This window comes from Galbibacter orientalis DSM 19592 (assembly GCF_000260115.1).
GTDB classification, from domain to species: Bacteria; Bacteroidota; Bacteroidia; order Flavobacteriales; family Flavobacteriaceae; genus Galbibacter; species Galbibacter orientalis.
The window spans coordinates 395,563-414,201 of record NZ_JH651380.1 but is presented as its reverse complement, the minus strand read 5'-3'; the positions used below and the strand labels follow the sequence as shown (position 1 = coordinate 414,201).

Annotated in this window: 10 protein-coding genes; 5 read left to right on the top strand and 5 right to left on the bottom strand. The window is 32.4% G+C overall.

Annotated features, from left to right (window positions below):
- Positions 1–544: 544 nt before the first annotated feature.
- Positions 545–4,516, bottom strand: a complete 3,972-nt coding sequence (locus JOOMADRAFT_RS18995) for a hybrid sensor histidine kinase/response regulator transcription factor (RefSeq protein WP_040880363.1) — start codon at positions 4,514–4,516, stop codon at positions 545–547.
- A 538-nt stretch (positions 4,517–5,054) separates the two neighbouring features.
- Between JOOMADRAFT_RS18995 and JOOMADRAFT_RS18990 the strand changes: the two genes are divergently transcribed.
- The 5 genes from JOOMADRAFT_RS18990 (at position 5,055) to JOOMADRAFT_RS18970 (ending at position 11,710) form a co-directional block, all read left to right on the top strand.
- A complete protein-coding gene (locus JOOMADRAFT_RS18990) occupies positions 5,055–6,080 on the top strand; it encodes a glycoside hydrolase family 43 protein (RefSeq protein WP_008616305.1) in 1,026 nt (341 codons plus the stop codon).
- 102 nt (positions 6,081–6,182) lie between these two features.
- Entirely contained in the window at positions 6,183–8,237 is a 2,055-nt protein-coding gene (locus JOOMADRAFT_RS18985) for a beta-L-arabinofuranosidase domain-containing protein (protein ID WP_008616304.1), read from the top strand.
- A 31-nt stretch (positions 8,238–8,268) separates the two neighbouring features.
- The gene (locus tag JOOMADRAFT_RS18980; protein WP_008616303.1) at positions 8,269–9,336 is read left to right on the top strand and encodes a cellulase family glycosylhydrolase; all 1,068 of its coding nucleotides are present in this window, start codon (positions 8,269–8,271) and stop codon (positions 9,334–9,336) included.
- The gene (locus JOOMADRAFT_RS18975) at positions 9,336–10,526 is read left to right on the top strand and encodes an aldose epimerase family protein (RefSeq protein ID WP_008616302.1); all 1,191 of its coding nucleotides are present in this window, start codon (positions 9,336–9,338) and stop codon (positions 10,524–10,526) included. Before JOOMADRAFT_RS18980 ends, JOOMADRAFT_RS18975 begins: the two co-directional genes overlap by 1 nt.
- Before the next feature lie 230 nt (positions 10,527–10,756).
- Complete coding sequence (locus tag JOOMADRAFT_RS18970) at positions 10,757–11,710, top strand: glycoside hydrolase family 43 protein (protein WP_008616296.1); 954 nt, start codon at positions 10,757–10,759, stop codon at positions 11,708–11,710.
- On the opposite strand, the gene JOOMADRAFT_RS18965 is transcribed toward JOOMADRAFT_RS18970, so the two are convergent.
- From JOOMADRAFT_RS18965 to JOOMADRAFT_RS18950, 4 genes are all read right to left on the bottom strand, one after another.
- On the bottom strand, positions 11,700–12,263 hold the full coding sequence (locus JOOMADRAFT_RS18965; protein WP_008616295.1) for an RNA polymerase sigma-70 factor: 564 nt from the start codon (positions 12,261–12,263) through the stop codon (positions 11,700–11,702). The genes JOOMADRAFT_RS18970 and JOOMADRAFT_RS18965 overlap by 11 nt on opposite strands.
- A gap of 142 nt (positions 12,264–12,405) precedes the next feature.
- Positions 12,406–13,269, bottom strand: a complete 864-nt coding sequence (locus JOOMADRAFT_RS18960; RefSeq protein ID WP_040880359.1) for an endonuclease/exonuclease/phosphatase family protein — start codon at positions 13,267–13,269, stop codon at positions 12,406–12,408.
- Positions 13,270–13,280: 11 nt separating this feature from the next.
- Positions 13,281–15,020 (bottom strand): RagB/SusD family nutrient uptake outer membrane protein, encoded by a 1,740-nt coding sequence (locus tag JOOMADRAFT_RS18955; protein WP_008616293.1) that lies wholly within the window; start codon positions 15,018–15,020, stop codon positions 13,281–13,283.
- A 27-nt stretch (positions 15,021–15,047) separates the two neighbouring features.
- A complete protein-coding gene (locus JOOMADRAFT_RS18950; RefSeq protein WP_008616292.1) occupies positions 15,048–18,557 on the bottom strand; it encodes a SusC/RagA family TonB-linked outer membrane protein in 3,510 nt (1,169 codons plus the stop codon).
- Between the last annotated feature and the right edge of the window lie 82 nt (positions 18,558–18,639).

Below are 18,639 nucleotides of genomic sequence, written 5' to 3'. Positions count from 1 at the left end.
ACTGACTTCGGATTCCCGACCTTTCAGTATTCAGTTAGCAGTATTCTTCTAAAACTTCATAACAACGTAACATTGTAACTTCTTAACTTTTTTACATTCTACTATAATTTCTTTCCCCCGACCTTTTCAGTATTCAGTAGGCAGAGCTCAGTTAGCACTATTCTTCTAAAACTTCATAACAACGTAACATTGAACCTCTTAACTTTTTTTACTTTCTACTATAATTTCTTTCCCCCGACCTTTCAGTATTCAGTAGACAGAGCTCAGTTAGCACTATTCTTCTAAAACTTCATAACAACGTAACATTGTAACTTCTTAACTTTTTTACTTTCTACTATAATTTTCAGTCTCCCGACCTTTCAGTATTCAGTTAGCAGAGCTCAGTTAGCAGTACTCTTCTAAAACCTCATAACAACGTAACATTGTAACCTCTTAACTTTTTTACTTTCTACTATAGTTCCTGTCTCCCGACTTCGGACTTCTGCCCCCAACTTATTCAATCTTTCAATCTTTCAATCTTTCAATCTTTCAATCTTTCAATCTTTCAATACTTATTAATATACTCCGTTGGTGTCATATTAAATTGTTTTTGAAAATTTCTCCCGAAGCTAGTTTGAGAATTATAACCCACCATTTCAGAGACTTCATAAATTTTATAATCGCCTGTTTTTAAAAGCTCCGCAGCCTTTTTAAGTCGCGTAATATTTATTAATTCATTCGGACTTAAATTGGAGAGGTCTTTTATTTTTCTATAGAGGGTAGAGCGACTCATATTCATTATTTCTGCTAATACTTCAACACTTAAATTTGGATCTGAGAGATTGTCATAAATAACTTTATCCAGAGATTTTATAAAAGATTCATCTGGTTTTGCATGTCCAATGCTTTTTATATGTGCCAAAGGAGAACTCGAATAGTGTTTCATGATATGCTTTCTATTCTCCAAAATATTTTTAATTTGGATATGCACATATTCAATAGAAAAAGGCTTTTCTATATAGGCATCTGCACCACACTCTAGACCTTCTACCTTTGCATTTATAGCACTTTTTGAAGTAAGCAAAATAACTGGAATATGACTTGTTTCAAAAGAGGTTTTTATCTTTTTACACATTTCAAAACCACTCATTCCGGGCATCATAACATCACTAATAACTAGCTGAATGTTCTCTATTTGAATTGTTTCCAATGCTTTTTCGGCAGTATTAGCCTTTACAATGGAATAATCATTCTCTAAATCATTAGCTAAAAAATCTAGAAGATCTTCATTATCTTCAACTAAAAGAATTGTTGTTTGTTTAACTTCCTTCACTGCATTACTCTCTTTTACATCTTCAATTATATTTTCATTTAAAAGAGGCAATTTATTTTTTTCATAGAAATCAAATTTCCGTTCTTGATAAAGCGGCAGTTTTAGAATAAAAGTATTCATATAAACATCTATAGTATCCAATATTAGCGTTCCATTATGTAATTCTGTTAACGAATACGCCAAAGACAATCCGATCCCTGTACCTGTTTGATGATTTGCCTCTGGAAGCCTAAAGAATGGTTCGAATATTTTTTCTTTTAAATGATGAGGAATTAGCTCCCCATCATTCTTAACAATCAAAACAAACTCATTTCGATCCTTTTTAATTATTACACTAACCTTATTTTTAGCATATTTAATAGCGTTATTAAATAAATTACTCAAAATCTTTTTTAGAGCCTCTTCATCTGCATGTGCGTATACATCTTCATCTGGACAAGAAAGTTCAAAAAGCAATTCTTTTTCTTTTATAGCATTGCTAAAACGAGTGTACGTATTTTTAAGAATGTTTGTAATATTTACCTCTATAAAGTTTAGGTGTAGCCCTTCAATCTCCGTTTTCCTAAAGTCTAATAACTGATTTACTAAATCTAAAAGTCGTGATGTATTTTTAGACATAATATTTAGATTATCCTTCATAAAAGCATTCTGACTATCTACTTTTAATAGTTTTTCAAGCGGACTTTTAATCAATGTAAGTGGAGTTCTAATCTCATGAGCAATATTGGTAAAAAACTCTATTTTAGCTTGATATACCTCTTTCTCTTTTTTGTTATTAAGTTGTCTTATCTTCCTATCATTCTTCTCTACGGTAAGTTTATGATAATAGATAATAATAGAAATTACGAGTAAAGAAACAATCAAAATATAACACGCGTATGCAATAGTACTAGCCCAAAACGGCGGTGCTATGTCAATTTCCAAATCTCTACCCATACTCCAAGAGCCATTCCAATTAAGTGCTTTATATTTTAAGGTATAAGACCCTGGAGACAGCTTTGTAAAATATGCAGTATGACTTTTATTTAATTCGACCCAATCATTATTCAACCCTTCAAGTTTGTACCAATATTTTGTCATTTGGGGAGCATTATAGCTCAATGCAGCCACATCCACACTTATGGAAGATTGATTATGCTTTAAATTTAATTTCTCAATACTACTAATAGAACCTTGGATTGGTCCCTCTGGATCTGCTAAATTAACCTCCTTATTATTAATTTTTATGTCGGTAATATATAAAGGAGGGGTATAGGTATTCTTAACAAAGTTTTTCTGATTGAAAAAAATCATCCCATCAACACTTCCAAAATACATGTTTCCTTGTGCATCTTTATAAGCCGCATTGTAATTAAATTGATCGGTAGTTAAGCCATTTGCTTTGGTATAAACTTTAACATCTTCACTTACAGGATTAAATTCTACCAACCCATTGGAACTACTTATCCAAAGATTTTGTTTGTTGTCTTCCAAAATAGAATAAACCAAATTACTTGGAAACCCATTTTTTACGGTAAAGCGTTCAAAATTGCCTGTACTATGGTTGTATTTATTAAGTCCATTTTCCGTAGTAATCCAAACAGTTTCATTACTACTTATAAATACCTGATTGATGGCGTTGCTACTTATACTATTTTCATCTTGAGGATTGTAGGTAAAATTTTTCTTTGCACCAGAAGTTTTATCAATTAAATACAATCCGTTTCTATAAGAACCTACCCATAACTCATTCTTTTTTGAGGCTGCCATTGTTGTAAAAAAATACCTTTCTGGGAGCATAATGTAATCTTCAAAAAAGTCCTTTTCTTTATTGTATTTCTGAATTCCAGAGGTTGTTAAAATTAATATTTCTTTGTCAAGCGTTTTAAATATTGAATACACAAAATTACTGTGTAACCCTCCTTTACTTCTTAGTCCGTAATGTTTTATAACCAAACCGGTATCTTTATCCAAAGCATCCAATCCATGCTCAAAAGTTCCTACCCAAATTTTATCTTTATCTGGTAATATTCCATGAATGTTATAATAAGCTAGCGCTGTTTTATCATCATTTTTGGGATTAATATTTATAAACTTTTCTGTCTTCGGATTAAATTTATTAATCCCAGCGTCTTCGGTGCCAATCCATAAATTCCCGTCTTCATCTTCTTTAATTTCTCTTACAATATTTCCACTAATTGAATTTTCATTAAACTTTGGAAAATACTTTTTAAAGGGAGTATATTGTTTAGGATAATAGTTAATTCCGCCAAAATAGGTGCCCAACCAAACTCCTTGCTCATTATCTACCGTTACTGTATAAATAGCATTGTCTGATAAGGCATAATGATCTTTATAGTTTTTCTGTAAATGTGTAGATTTTTGGGTTTGCAAATTATAGATGTAGAGTCCGTTCTCCGTCCCTATCCACAATTCGTCTGCTCCTTTTTTTGCAAAATCCCTTACATAAATTGGTTCATTTTCATTTTCATTTTCAATGATGTTTTGCTGAGTTCCATTTTGAATATTAAATTGGATAGCTCCATGATTTTGAGTTCCTATAAGAATTTCTTTTGAGGATAGCGACTCAATGGTGGATATAATATAAGGAAACTCGGTATTTTCTATAGGCTTAACCCCTACCGATGTGAAATTTACATTATTAGCATCGTATTTATAAATTTGGTTGAAAGAAGCTATCCATAAAGTATTATCTGGACTCTTTGTAATACTAAGCGCATCAAAAAAATCTGCAGGATCAAAAACAACGTATTTATTAGTGTCAACCTCATATTTATAAAGCGTTCCCCCAGCTATAAACCATATATTTCCATCAATATCACTTTCTATATCTTGAATAGATTGGTTCTTTGTAATAGGTAACAGAGTAAATTTATCTTGGTCCTTATCAAACTTATACAAACCATTATCTGTACCAACCCATAAAAAGTTTTGATGCTCGTAGATAGCTTGTATAAAATTACTTCCAATGCTTGCATTATTTAATGATTCGTTTCTGTATAACTTATAATTATACCCATCAAACCTATTTAAACCATCCTTTGTTCCAAACCACAAAAAACCGTCCTTGTCTTGCAAAGAGCAAATAACAGAATTATGAGATAAGCCATCTTCAACTTGAAAATGTTTTAAATAATACTCTTGAGATCTAACAACAAAACTTACTTGTAGAATAAAAATTAAAAATAGCAGGCCTTTCTTCAATGTTTTAAAATTTTGTGAAAAAGTACTAATAATCTTTATACATATTGTTTCATCAATCCTCATTTTGATTCATTTAAAAGAAAAACAGCAATCCAAAAGTAACTTTGGATAGATTGGATGAAAAAATGAAACATTAGTTACAGCTATAAAACCTAATAAATGATCTAATTTGCTATTAGTTAAGAAATCAATACAAAATGAAGATTATTATTTTCTAATTACCAAAATAGGGGTTAAATAATTAACATATATCAAAATTACAGTATGCTATTTAACTCTCAAATCTATTTAAAAAATGTAATTTATATGCTGAAAAGCATTCCTCATTTTGAGTCAGAGATAACTATGAGACAAATAGCTAAATACATTACAGTTTAAAAGAATAAAAGTTCAATTAACTACCTCGAGGCAAACCTACGAGGTATTCAAAAGAAAATAATTTAACCCATTTCGACGTAGAGTCCTTAGGTATATTCAGGACAGGCTCTCGGGAAATAAAACCCTCAATGAGGGATTTAAAAAATAGATTTATCAACCCATGAAACTATACTATTTACAAATTATACTGCTATTTACATTATCATTAGGGGCACAAAACACTACGTTTACAAACCCTGTTTTACCTTCTGGTGCCGATCCTTATAGCACCTACCATAACGGGTATTACTACTACACAAATACTGTTGGTAATAAATTGATACTTTGGAAAACCAAAAATTTAGCAGAACTTGAAAATGCAGCGCACAAAACTATTTGGACACCTCCCGAAACAGGAATGTATTCTAAATCTATTTGGGCGCCAGAATTCCATATTATTAATGGCAAATGGTATGTTTATTTTGCTGCAGATAATGGCGACAATAACAACCATAGAATGTATGTGCTGGAAAACAACGCTGAAGACCCGTTTAAAGGCGAATGGGTTTTTAAAGGGAAAATTGCAGCCAATCCAGATAGGTGGGCTATTGATGGCAATGTTTTTGAATACAAAAAACAATTATATATGATATGGTCTGGCTGGGAAGGGACTGTAAATGGGCAACAAAATATTTACATTGCTCCTATGAAAAATCCTTGGACATTAGACTCCAATAGAGTTTTATTGTCTGAACCTACCTATGTGTGGGAAAAACAAGGAGATCTAAACGATGCTAATAACCCTCCGCATGTAAATGTTAATGAAGGTCCACAATATTTAGAACATAACGGGAAGATTTTTATTGTATTTTCTGCAAATGGATGCTGGACAGATTACTATTCTTTGGGACTTTTAAGCTTGGAAGGCGATGATGTTTTAGATCCATCTGCTTGGAAAAAACATTCAAAACCTATTTTCAAAAAATCGGAAGAAAATGGAGTCTATGCTCCAGGACATAATTCGTTTTTTAAATCTCCAGATGGTACAGAAGATTGGATTCTTTACCATGCAAATTCTAACCCTGGAGAAGGATGCGGATCTAAAAGGTCTCCGAGGATGCAAAAAATATCATGGAATAAAGATGGCTCTCCAAATCTAGGGATTCCCGTTTCAGAAGACACCACATTACAAATTCCTTCAGAATAAATTATTTATAAAGTCCAAAATGGGCATGTAATAGGCAATGACCAATACCAAACGAAAATAATAAGAATACTAGAAAATAATTAATTGTGAAAATGTAAATAAATGAAAAAGCAGCTTTTAACTACCAAAATTTTTACGTTTCAATTCCTGATAGCCTTCATTCTATCTTCTTGCACCACAAATACAAGTAAAGAGATCGATACAAAAAAAGAAAGCACCTTTGTAACTTCTATGTACCAAGAAGTTGCTTTAGGAGAAATTCAACCAAATGGCTGGCTCGAAGATCAACTTACTATAATGCTAAATAATTCTACAGGACATTTAGATGAAATTTATGATAAAGTAAAAATAGATAATGGTTGGCTTGGTGGAAATGGTGATGATTGGGAAGAAACTCCATATTGGTTGGATGGAGCAGTTCCATTAGCCTATCAATTAAATAATGAAAGACTTAAACAAAAAGTAAAAAAATATATTGATTGGAGTATTGATAATCAACGCCCTTCTGGATATTTCGGACCGATTACAGAATGGGAAAGAGAAACAGGAAATAAGGTAGATTTTGAAAATGCCGATAAAGGAGAAGATTGGTGGCCAAGAATGGTGATGTTAAAAGTAATCCAGCAGTATTATACGGCAACAAAAGACAAACGTGTAGTCCCATTTATGGAGAAGTATTTTGACTACCAATTAAAAACACTTGATAAATGTCCGATTGGAAAATGGACAGAATGGGCGCAATCTCGAGGAGTCGAAAATATAAGAATAGCTCAATGGTTGTATACAGTTAATGGCGATGAAAAGTTATTAACCCTTGCAGAAAAAATTAAGAAGCAATCTTTTGCCTGGAGTGAATGGTTAGGAAATAGAGATTGGGCAATTAACGCTACCGTAAATCCTGATGGAAAAACATGGATGCATCGGCATGGAGTAAATGTAGGAATGGCGATTAAGGAACCAGCAGAGAATTACCAAAGAACAGGAGACTCTACTTATCTAAAAGCTTCCAAAATAGGCTTTAATGATTTAATGACTTTACATGGATTACCAAATGGAATTTTCTCTGCAGATGAAGATTTACATGGAAATGCCCCCATTCAAGGTACCGAACTTTGTGCTGTTGTGGAAACAATGTTCTCTTTAGAAGAAATTATTGGAATTACAGGAGACCCATTTTATATGGATGCATTAGAAAGAGCTACATTTAATGCTTTGCCGCCTCAAACTACAGACGATTTTAACGAAAAACAATATTTCCAACTAGCCAATCAAATAGAAATTGATAGAGGAGTATATGCCTTTACGCTCCCTTTTAATAGAGAAATGAATAATGTTTTAGGCATTAAAAGTGGCTATACTTGTTGTTACGTAAATATGCATCAGGGATGGACAAAATTCACGCAACACTTGTGGTTTAAAAATAAGGAAGGAGGTTTAGCAGCATTAATTTATAGTCCGAATACAATTTCAACTAAAATAAAAAATCAAGAAATAGTCATAAAAGAGAATACCTCCTACCCTTTTGGAGAGGATGTGAATTTTGAGATAACAACTGGAAAAGAAATTGACTTTCCTATGGATTTTAGAATTCCAAAATGGTGCAATAATGCCTCTATTACTGTTAACGGAGAAAAAGTAATTTTTGAAAAAAATAAATCGATTGTCACAATTAATAGAACTTGGGAAAATGGAGATCTTATAAAACTTAGTCTTCCAATGGAAGTAAAAGTTTCTCAATGGGCAGAAAACTCTCGTGCAATAGAAAGAGGTCCCTTAGTTTATGGACTAAAAATGAAGGAAATATGGCAGCAGGAAACTGAAGAAACAGAAGGAAACTATTTTACGGTACACACCAATTCCGATTGGAATTATGGATTACTCCGTGAAGATATTGAAAACACTAATAAAAATGTGAAAGTAAGTAGCTCTCCTTTAAAAGGAGATTTTAAATGGAATATAGAAAACGCTCCCTTTGAATTAAAAATTCGTGCAAAGAAAATTCCAGATTGGCAAGCTGTTAACGGGCTAGCACATCTCCCGGTTTCTGGACGTGAAGGCATTTATAAAGGAAATGTAACAGATAAAATTGAAACCATAAGCTTAATTCCAGTAGGATTTACTAAACTGAGAATACAAGCTTTTCCCGTTGTTAACTAATTAAATATAAACACCATAAATAAATTTAAAAATGAAAAATATTTGCTCAATACTACTACTACTTTTAGTATGTAATCTAGGTTTTTCTCAGGAGAACCCTGTCTTAAAATCAAATAAATGGTCAGCTGAAAAAGCACAATCGTGGTACGACTCTCACAACTGGATATATGGAGCAAATTTTGTTCCAAGTACCGCTATTAATCAGCTTGAAATGTGGCAAGAAGATACTTTCGACTCAGAAACAATTGACAGAGAATTGGGGTATGCTGCTGGAATCGGTTTTAATACTATGCGAGTGTATTTACACAGTTTAGCCTATAAAGTAGATAAAAAAGGCTTTAAAAAACGTGTAGAGGAATACTTAAATATTGCAGACAAGAATGGAATCAAAACAATTTTTGTATTCCTAGACGATGTTTGGGATGCAAATCCTAAAATAGGGAAACAGCCCGCTCCAAAACCAGGAACACATAATTCTGGATGGGTACAAGATCCTGGGTATCCTGCCTCAAAAAACGAAGCTAATTTTCCAGAATTAGAAACCTATGTAAAAGACATTTTAAAAACTTTTGCTAATGATGAGCGCATCTTATTATGGGATTTATATAACGAACCTGGTAACAATGGAAAAAGTAATGAGTCGCTTCCGCTATTAAAAGAGATTTTTACATGGGCACGAGAAGTAAATCCGTCACAACCAATAAGTGCTGGAATATGGAAATGGGATGAAAAAGAACTAAATGAGTTTCAGGTAACAAATTCTGATATTGTAACTTATCACGACTACGAGGGACCGGAGTGGCATTTAAGAGTTATTCAATTGTTAGAATCTTTTAATCGCCCATTAATTTGTACAGAATATATGGCAAGAACCAGAAATTCTAGGTTCTCTAATACACTTCCTATGTTAAAAGAACATACTATTGGAGCAATTAATTGGGGATTGGTTAACGGAAAAAGTAATACCATTTATGCCTGGGATACCCCAATAGCTAATGGAGATGAACCTATAGAGTGGTTTCATGATGTGTTTAGAAAAGATGGAACTCCATATCGTGAAGATGAAGTTAATTTAATTAAAAAACTAAATAACAAATAATGTTCAATTCAATAAAACATATCTCACTTATAGCTATTTCTATACTTTGTTTTGTTTCTTGTAAAAAAGAAAAAAAAGAGAAAGTAGCTACAAAAGATGTTGTAGAAGTAGTCAAAAAAGACTCCATTGCTTCCTTATTAAAAACCAAAAATTTTGACACTATTGTCAACGGAAAAAAGGTACAATTATACTGGATTCAGAATAGCAATATAAAAGCAGCATTTACAAATTATGGAGGGCGAATAGTAGGATTATGGGTGGCAGATAAAAAAGGAAAGATGATAGATGTTGTTGCAGGAATGGATAGTGCAAAAGGATTTATAAATTCTACCGAACCTTATTTTGGAGCTACAATTGGACGTGTAGGAAATAGAATTGCTAAAGGAAAATTTACCTTAAACGGAAAAGAATATTCAATTCCAATAAACAATGGAGAGAATACCTTACATGGAGGAAAAAAAGGATTTCAAGATGTTGTTTGGGAGGCAAAAAAAGTAAATGAGCACACCATTGCATTAAAATATAGTGCAGCAGATATGGAAGAAGGTTTCCCTGGAAATCTAGATGTAACAGTTACCTATTCTATTACAGAAGATAACGCTGTAAAAATGGAATATAAAGCAACAACAGATAAACCTACGGTTGTAAATTTAACTAATCATGCTTTTTTTAACCTGAATGGAGAAGGAAGTGGTTCTATTTTGAATCATAAAGTTCAAATTTATGCTGATAAATACACCCCTGTAGATGCTGGTTTGATTCCTACAGGAACTATAGAAGACGTGGAAGGGACTCCATTTGATTTTAGAACTCCACATACTATTGGGGAACGCATAGAAGAAACCAATAAACAATTAACCTTTGGAAAGGGGTACGATCATAATTTTGTACTTAATGGGAGTAAGAAAAATGGGTTAAACCACGTAGCTACTATTGTAGGCGATAAATCTGGAATTATTATGGATGTAACAAGTGAAGAGCCAGGGGTACAATTTTATAGTGGAAATTTTATGCAAAGTAAAAACACTTTTAAATCGGGGGTTAAAGATGATTTTAGAACCACGTTTGCGCTAGAAACACAACACTTTCCAGATGCTCCAAATCAGCCTAACTTCCCTTCAATTACTTTGAATCCGGGGGAGGAATACCATACCGTTTCATTATATAAGTTTTCAGTAGAAAATAACTAAAGTACGCTGCACTATAAAGTGCAGCCCTCTATAAATCTATTTACCATAAATTCATAGCTATATCTTTTATTTCCTACCTATGCCCTACCAGCAACTCTTTACGGTATGAAAACGGTATAGCTGTGAATCTTTGGTAAAAATATGTGTACTTAAAAGTATGACAAAAAAATTTAGGCTTTGTTCAAACCATTGCTACAACCAATAACACTATTAATCGAGACCTATTAACGATGAATTATTTTAAAATAAGTTTACTTTTTATATTTATAAGCATTTATGCTTTTGGACAAGATCTCTCCAATGACCAAATATACTTAGCCGATCCTACTATATTTAAAGATAATAACACTTACTATTTATATGGAACTAAAAGCGATCCTAGAATTGATGGAGAAGGCTTTTTAGTATATACTTCAAAAGATTTAAAAACTTGGGAAGGTCCAAAAGGAGTACAAAATGGATATGCCTTAAAAAAAGGAGAAGCTTATGGTACTAAAGGTTTTTGGGCACCACAAATTTTTAAATATCAAGGCAAATATTATATGGCTTATACTGCCAATGAAAACATTGCAATTGCAACAAGTAACAGTCCGCTAGGTCCTTTTAAAAATAACATGGAAGCCATTAAAGCTCCTGTAAAACAAATAGATCCCTTTATTTTTTTTGATAACGGAAAGGCATATATGTACCATGTAAGATTGCAAAATGGGAATCGGATTTTTGTAGCTGAAATGAATAAAAATCTAAATCAAATAAAACCAGAAACCCTAAAAGAGTGTATCAATGCAAAAGAAAAGTGGGAAGATACTCAAAATGTTGAATGGCCAGTAGCAGAAGGACCTACTGTTTTTAAAAAGAAGAAGCTATACTATTTAATCTATTCGGCAAATGATTTTAGAAATCCAGATTATGCTGTAGGTTATGCTACAAGTAAAACCCCAATTGGACCTTGGAAAAAAGCTACAAATAACCCTATAATCTCTAAAAATAATATCGGGTCCATAGGAACTGGACATGGAGATATTGTTATTGATAATTCTGGGCAAACTTATTATGTTTTGCATACACACAACTCAAATAACAAAGTGCATCCTCGAAAAACTGGAATTGTAAAATTAAATACTCAAAATTCTAAACTATATATTGAACCAGATAGTTTTAATTGGATAAAAGTTATGCATTAAAAAAAAATGCTATTATTAATAGATAAGAAATATGAACCCTTAAATGTTTTAATGCTTTGCTAATATGAGTTTCTACAGTACGGACAGAAATATTTAGTTCCTCAGCAATTTCATGATTAGTATATTCTTCAATTCTACTCAAATAAAATACATTTTTACATTTTTCGGGAAGCGTTTGTATAGTTTTATGAACCTGTGTTTCTAGATCTTTGTATTCTATTGCATTTTTTACATAATCTTCAGAAGGAAGGAAATTTAAATGTTCGTTATTAATTTGTGTATACTTTTCATCTCTTAAAGCATTTGCTATTTTATATTTAAGAGCCCTAAAAAGATAAGATTCTATATTCTTTATTTTTGCAGTTGGAGCCTTCTCCCATATACTAATAAAAATATCTTGTAAAATATCTTCACAAAGCTGTTGGTGGTTTAAAACTTTGAGTGCATAGAGGTACATTTTTTTCCAATAAACATCATAGAGTTGTTTTAACGCCCGCTCATCTCTTTGTTCAAGCGATTTTATAAGTAAGAAGTTTTTATCGGATGGGGTCATGGCTTGTTATTGAGAAGTATAAATTTATGAGGTCTTAGGATTATTTAGATTTAATTTTCTTTATGCTATTGTTATGAAAATGTTTAAATAAAAAGATGCTTAGCAATAGTTGCTAAGCATCTTATGGAATTAAATCAACAAACTATTTTACAATAGCATTTACAATAATTGGGAAATGATCTGAAATATACTTGGCTCCACGTTGACCATCAATAACGTGGTGTTTGTTTATAGCAATATTTCCATGATAGAAAATGTAATCTATACGTTCTCTATTTTCATCTGGTTCTAAATTAAAACCATTAAAAGTATACTTTGGACCATAATTTTTTTGTGCATTATTATGGGTGTCTTTTAAAATATAATTTTCATTATTTTCTTTTGATATAACTGTATATGCTTCTACAGAAGGAGGGAAATTAAAATCTCCTGTTACAAAAAAAGGTGCTGCCCCAGCAATTTCTTGAGTCTTTTTTATAAGAAGATCTGCACTTTTTAAACGAGCTACTTCTCCTTTATGGTCAAAATGTGTATTGAAAAAATAAAATACTTTACTAGTATTTTTATCTTTTAATTTAACCCAAGTTACAATTCTTGGTAAAGCAGCATCCCAACCCTTAGAGTTCTCTTTTTCTGGAGTTTCAGAAAGCCAAAAGGTATTACTATCCAAAAGCTCATATTTATCCTTTTTGTAAAATACTGGACAAAATTCTCCTTCTTTTCCTCCATTTCTTCCTATTCCTACATAACTGTAGTCTGGTAATCTGGTAATCATATCTTGAAGTTGAGTATATATTACTTCTTGTCCTCCAAGAATATCTACTTCTTCAAAATTAATATGCTCACATAACCAGTCTTTTCTGTTATCCCAAATATTAATCCCATCGTTTGGACTAGCATATCGAATATTGGTAGTCATTACCTTTACAGGTGTTGCTTGTGCATAATTTTTTAGTGAAAAAACAGCTATAAAAAGTACACTAATTATTTTAAATATATGTTTCATACTTATCAATATTATTCCCATCCTGGGTTTTGTGTTAGGTTTGGATTTAATTGTAGTTCAACTCTAGGGATTGGATATAAATAATCTCTATTTTCATTAAAAGATCTATTATTAAAATCTGGTTGTGGATTCACTAAGTTATTTTCATCTAAATAAAGATCCGAACCTAATTTTATATACTGTACCCCTTCTCCACTTATATCTGGTGTTTCTCCTTCATATAAAACTACATCTGTGTTACCATCAGCATCAAGATCGTATTCCCCAACACCTGGAAAGTATAAACCACGTAAAGATTGCGTTATTGTTTGTCCAGATTTCCAACGTACAATATCATCCCAACGGAAGTTTTCCATATACAATTCAATACGTCTTTCTCTTCTAATTTCTAAAACCAAACCTTTATTAGCCCCAGAAACTGTAGGATATTGATCTTCCATAAAAGTATCTGGATTACTGTTTGCATCTGCCATGGATAAATTAGGCATTCCTACACGGTCTCTAAGAAGTTTAATTGAAACATCTAGATCTGCTTGCGCAATGGTTCCTAATTCTGCTTTTGCCTCTGCATAATTTAACAACACTTCTCCAAATCTTAAGATTGGTAAATCTGTAATCGATTCATCATTGGTATCATAAACAGGCTCTGTAACATATTTTGTTAGTTGATACCCTGTCATGGTTGCCCCTAAATTTGGAGCCAACTCGATACTTTCTCCTTTTCTAATATATCCAGGCGTACGGATTGTTTGAGATAAACGAGGGTCTCTATTTGCTACCTCATCTGTAAAGAAAATCTGATTGTAATTTGCTTGATCTGTAAAACGAGATCCATCTACCATTAAATAGCTATTTACCAAGGCTTTTGGCATTCCTGGACGCCCATAAGATGAGGTGGTTGTATAGTAATTTACATTATGATCTACCGCTACTGCTTGATCAAACTGTCGACTTAAAATCATTTCACTTGTTTGCGCATCATGCGAATTGAATAAATTCATATAATCATTCCTAGTATCTCCAGTACTATAAACACCATAAGGAGAATCGTTCATTAATACTAAAGAAGCACTTACAGATGCTTGTAAGTATTTTTCATAATTACTTACCCCTCTATATTTTTCAAAAGTACCTTCGTAAAGTCCTACTCTTGATTTTAAAGCCAAAGCACTGTATTTAGTAATTCTGTATGCTTGTACTTCTTCGTTTAGGTTTTCAATAGCATAATCTAGATCTTCAATAATCTTATCTACTACAAATTGTCTACTATCTCTAGGTTTTTGTAAACTTTCTGTATCTGTAGGATCTATGGTTTTTTCATACCATGGTACATCTCCAAAACGTTTCACTTTTTCAAAATAAAAATAGGCTCTAAAGAAACGTGCAACACCACTATAATGCCTTTTAGCACTTTCATCATCACACTTTTCATAATTATCTAAAAAATAATTAATGTCTCTTAAATAATCCCAATTCCATCCTCCTCCACTAGTAGGAATTAGGCGGGCACTTCTTACTTCTTCACTTAAAGTAGTAGTAATAATCTCCCCAGCTCTTTCATCTCCATTATAAATAGATGCTTCTGGAAACATTCTGTAAAAACCATTGGTATAAAGCTCTAGATCGCTTGCTTTTAAAAAGAAACTATCTTCTGTGACTTCAGAGAGAGGTTCCTTGTTTAAATATTCATCGCTACAGCTTATAAATAATAAGCTAATTATGAATGATAGTATGTAAATTTTATGTTTCATCTTTACTATTTATTATTTTATTATTTATTAAAACTGAAGTGAAACTCCTAAGGAATAGATTTCTGAAAATGGTACAGTTTGCGCTGTACTTCTATTAGTAGAAGTTGAAGGAGCATTTAAATTCACTGAATTACTTGCTGCTTCTGGATCAATATAATCTGTTAATTTTGAGAATGTTAACAAGTTCTCTCCACTAAAATAAATTCTGAATTTTGTAAAAGGTAGCCTGTCGATAATATTTTTAGGAATAGTATATCCAACAGTCAAGTTTTTGAGTCGCAAATATGAAATATCCTGAATATATCTATCGTTTACAGCACCTAAAGCATCATTGTCTGAAAGTGCAATGTACCCGAACATTCTTGGAAAGTATGCATCTGGATTTTCTGGACTCCAAATATTATTTGCTAAATCCTTACGTATAAAAGAATCGTATGGACGGTTATACATAGCCCAAAATGTTCTTGAATCGGTATTTGGATACCAATCTTGTTGCCCTACTCCTTGGAAAAAAGCAGAGATATCAAACCCTTTCCAAGAAGAACTTACTTTAAAACTATATAAATAATGAGGAGCTGAATTTCCAATAATTCGTCTATCTCCAGGATTATCTACAGTATTTTCTCCTTCGTTAATAACACCATCTCCGTTTAAATCTACATATCTAACATCTCCTGGTTGCAATCCTCCAGCAGCCATAATTCTGTTTGAAACACGAGTTTGATCGGCATGTCCTACTATTTCTTCTTCCGATTGAAACAATCCATCTATATGATATCCCCACAACTCTCCAATAGTCATTCCTTCATAAAAATCTAATAAACTATTACTTGGATTGTCAAAACGAGTAATTATGGTTTCAGAATCTGAAAGCGTTCCTGTTATAGAAAAATTAAAAGGAGAATTTGCTACCTGAAATGTTTTATTGTACCCTAATGATAATTCAAATCCGTGAGTTCTTAAATCGGCTGCATTTTCTTGAGGAGAAGAAGTTCCTAGAACACTTGGTAAGGTAGCTCCAGCAGTTAACATTCCATCTGTATCTCTTTGAAACCAGTCAAAACCAGCCGTTAAACTATTATTAAAAAATCCAACGTCTACCCCCAAGTTGAGTGTTTTTACTTCCTCCCAAGTAATTTCGTTTGGATTTAATCCTGGAGATTCAATATAACCTAAGGTTGAGCCATCTATAGCATATCCTGTATTAATCCCTTTGTTTAATGTTGGAATGTATGCATAATCGGATATATTTTGATTTCCTAACGAACCGTAAGATGCTCTTAATTTTAAAAGGCTAAAAGTATCGTTTATTCCATCAAAAAAATCTTCTTTACTAACAATCCATCCTGCAGATACAGAAGGGAAGAATCCCCACCTATGTTCCTCTGGAAATCTTGAAGAACCATCATAACGACCATTAAATTCTATTAAATATTTCTTTTTAAAATCGTATGAAAATCTGTAGAACAATCCTTGTAAAGCCCATTCAGAAGCACTCCCTGTTGTTTCTGCATTAGAAGTTGCTAAGCCTAACGAGTTTAAATCATCAGAAATACTGTTTTGTTTACTAGCCTCAATACTCTTTATTTGATAATTCTCTTGGTTAAAACCAACCATTCCAGTTAAGGAATGATTTCCTAATTGCTTTTTATACTCTCCAAAAATATTAAACGCATTATAACTAGAACTGTTATTGTATTCTGTTAACTTATCACTTCCGAAGGTATTAATATCATCCACAAAAATAGAATAAGGAATTCTTGTTGAGCGTTGGTAACGATTAAATGTAACCTTACGAATAGCGTAACTTGCCGTTATATCAAAACCTGGAAGCGGATTTAACTTTGCGGTTGCAATATTAGAAAACTCAGTATCATCTGTTACCTGTTTTGATTTACCTTGTAATAAAGAGGCATAAACTCCATCTCCTACAGTATAATTATTTAGTTCTGTTCTCCACAAAGCAGAACCATCTGGATTGGTAGGCATATAAGAAGGTAAAGCATGTACCCAAATTAAACTTCCCCAAACATCTCTCCATCCATATTGACTTCCACCATGCTCTACATCATTTGCGCTATTGTATTGCATATTATTAGAGAATGTCAACCAATCATTAACTTCAACATCAATTTTTCCTCGTAAATTATATTGTTTGTACTGATCGTCTTGAACTTTTAAAATTCCAGTAGCTTGATAATTTCTATAAGAAAAATAACTTTTTACTTTATCTGAACCTCCAGAAATGGATACATTTGTAATATTTGAAGGGTATGAATCTCTAAAGAAAGTATCCCACCAATCGGTTGCTCCATAATGTACATATTGTAACTTTCCGTTTCTATAATCGCTTATTACTCTAGCTTTTGAAGGATCTTTTGAGACTTCTAATAATGCTGCATAATCTGCCTCTGTATATCCAGTATAATTTCTACCAACTGCAGTTCTAAATGCTTCATCAACCAGCGTTACCGCTTTATATGGGTCTGTAACAAAGTCTGTATTAATAGTAGGCGAACTTATTACCGTGGTATTACTAACATCTACAGTAATATTTCCTTTTTTAGCTTTTTTTGTAGTTACTAAAACCACCCCAAAAGCTCCTCTAGCACCATAAATAGCAGAAGAACCCGCATCTTTTAAAACACTTATCGATTCAATATCGTTTGGATTTAAACTATTAATATCTCCTTCAACTCCATCTACAATAATAAGAGGAGAACCACCATTGATAGAAGTAAATCCACGAATGTTTAATCGAGGTTCACTTCCTGGCTTTCCAGAAGACTGTGTTACGTTTAACCCTGGACTAACACCTTGCAAAGCATTTGCTGCATTAGATACAGGGCGCTCTTCTATAGATTTTGGATCCACCTTATTTACCGCATCAATCAAAGTTTCCTTACTGGTTTCTCCATATCCAATTACCACAACCTCATCAAGCATTTCTTGATCTGCCTCCATGGCAACCGACATAGTGTTTGTAGAAGATTTTACAGCAATATTTATAGTTTTCATTCCTACATAAGTAAACACCAATGTACTTCCAATAGGTGCATTGATTGTAAAATTCCCATCAAAATCGGTAGTAACTCCATTAGCAGTTCCTTCTTGCATTACACTTACTCCCATTAATGGTACCCCAGTGTTATCTGTTACTGTACCTTTAATTTGCTTTTCTTGAACAGCCACTTTATTTGTACTAATGGCAATGGTTTTATTAATTTTTTTATAGGAAACTTGAAATTTTTTTGCAATGTCATTTAAAACCATTAGAAGAGGCTCATTACTATAATTAATAGAGCGCTTTAAATGAAGTTGTTTTACATCATCTCCATAAACAAAAGAAACAGAGGTTTGATTTTCTATGGAAGACAATATATTTATTAAAGTCTCATTAGATGAATCTAGAGTTACTTTTTCGTCTTCAGAAATATTTGCGTAGCTACTCCAAACTGATAAGATGGTTAGCAAACTCAAATAAATAGTGCGTGTAAAAGAAAGTTTTTTTTCTCTTTTTTGTATTTTTGATTTCATGTGTTTGTTTAATTGTTTTTAACGATCACATAGAACATCCAAATAACATATAGTTATGTTTGTTATTAAAGTATGGATGTTT

Coding starts and splice junctions, on each gene's coding strand:
- JOOMADRAFT_RS18955 (WP_008616293.1), bottom strand. CDS start 15,020: ATGAAACATAAAATTTACATACTATCATTCATAATTAGCTTATTATTT.
- JOOMADRAFT_RS18970 (WP_008616296.1), top strand. CDS start 10,757: ATGAATTATTTTAAAATAAGTTTACTTTTTATATTTATAAGCATTTAT.
- JOOMADRAFT_RS18975 (WP_008616302.1), top strand. CDS start 9,336: ATGTTCAATTCAATAAAACATATCTCACTTATAGCTATTTCTATACTT.
- JOOMADRAFT_RS18965 (WP_008616295.1), bottom strand. CDS start 12,263: ATGACCCCATCCGATAAAAACTTCTTACTTATAAAATCGCTTGAACAA.
- JOOMADRAFT_RS18950 (WP_008616292.1), bottom strand. CDS start 18,557: ATGAAATCAAAAATACAAAAAAGAGAAAAAAAACTTTCTTTTACACGC.
- JOOMADRAFT_RS18980 (WP_008616303.1), top strand. CDS start 8,269: ATGAAAAATATTTGCTCAATACTACTACTACTTTTAGTATGTAATCTA.
- JOOMADRAFT_RS18985 (WP_008616304.1), top strand. CDS start 6,183: ATGAAAAAGCAGCTTTTAACTACCAAAATTTTTACGTTTCAATTCCTG.
- JOOMADRAFT_RS18960 (WP_040880359.1), bottom strand. CDS start 13,269: ATGAAACATATATTTAAAATAATTAGTGTACTTTTTATAGCTGTTTTT.
- JOOMADRAFT_RS18990 (WP_008616305.1), top strand. CDS start 5,055: ATGAAACTATACTATTTACAAATTATACTGCTATTTACATTATCATTA.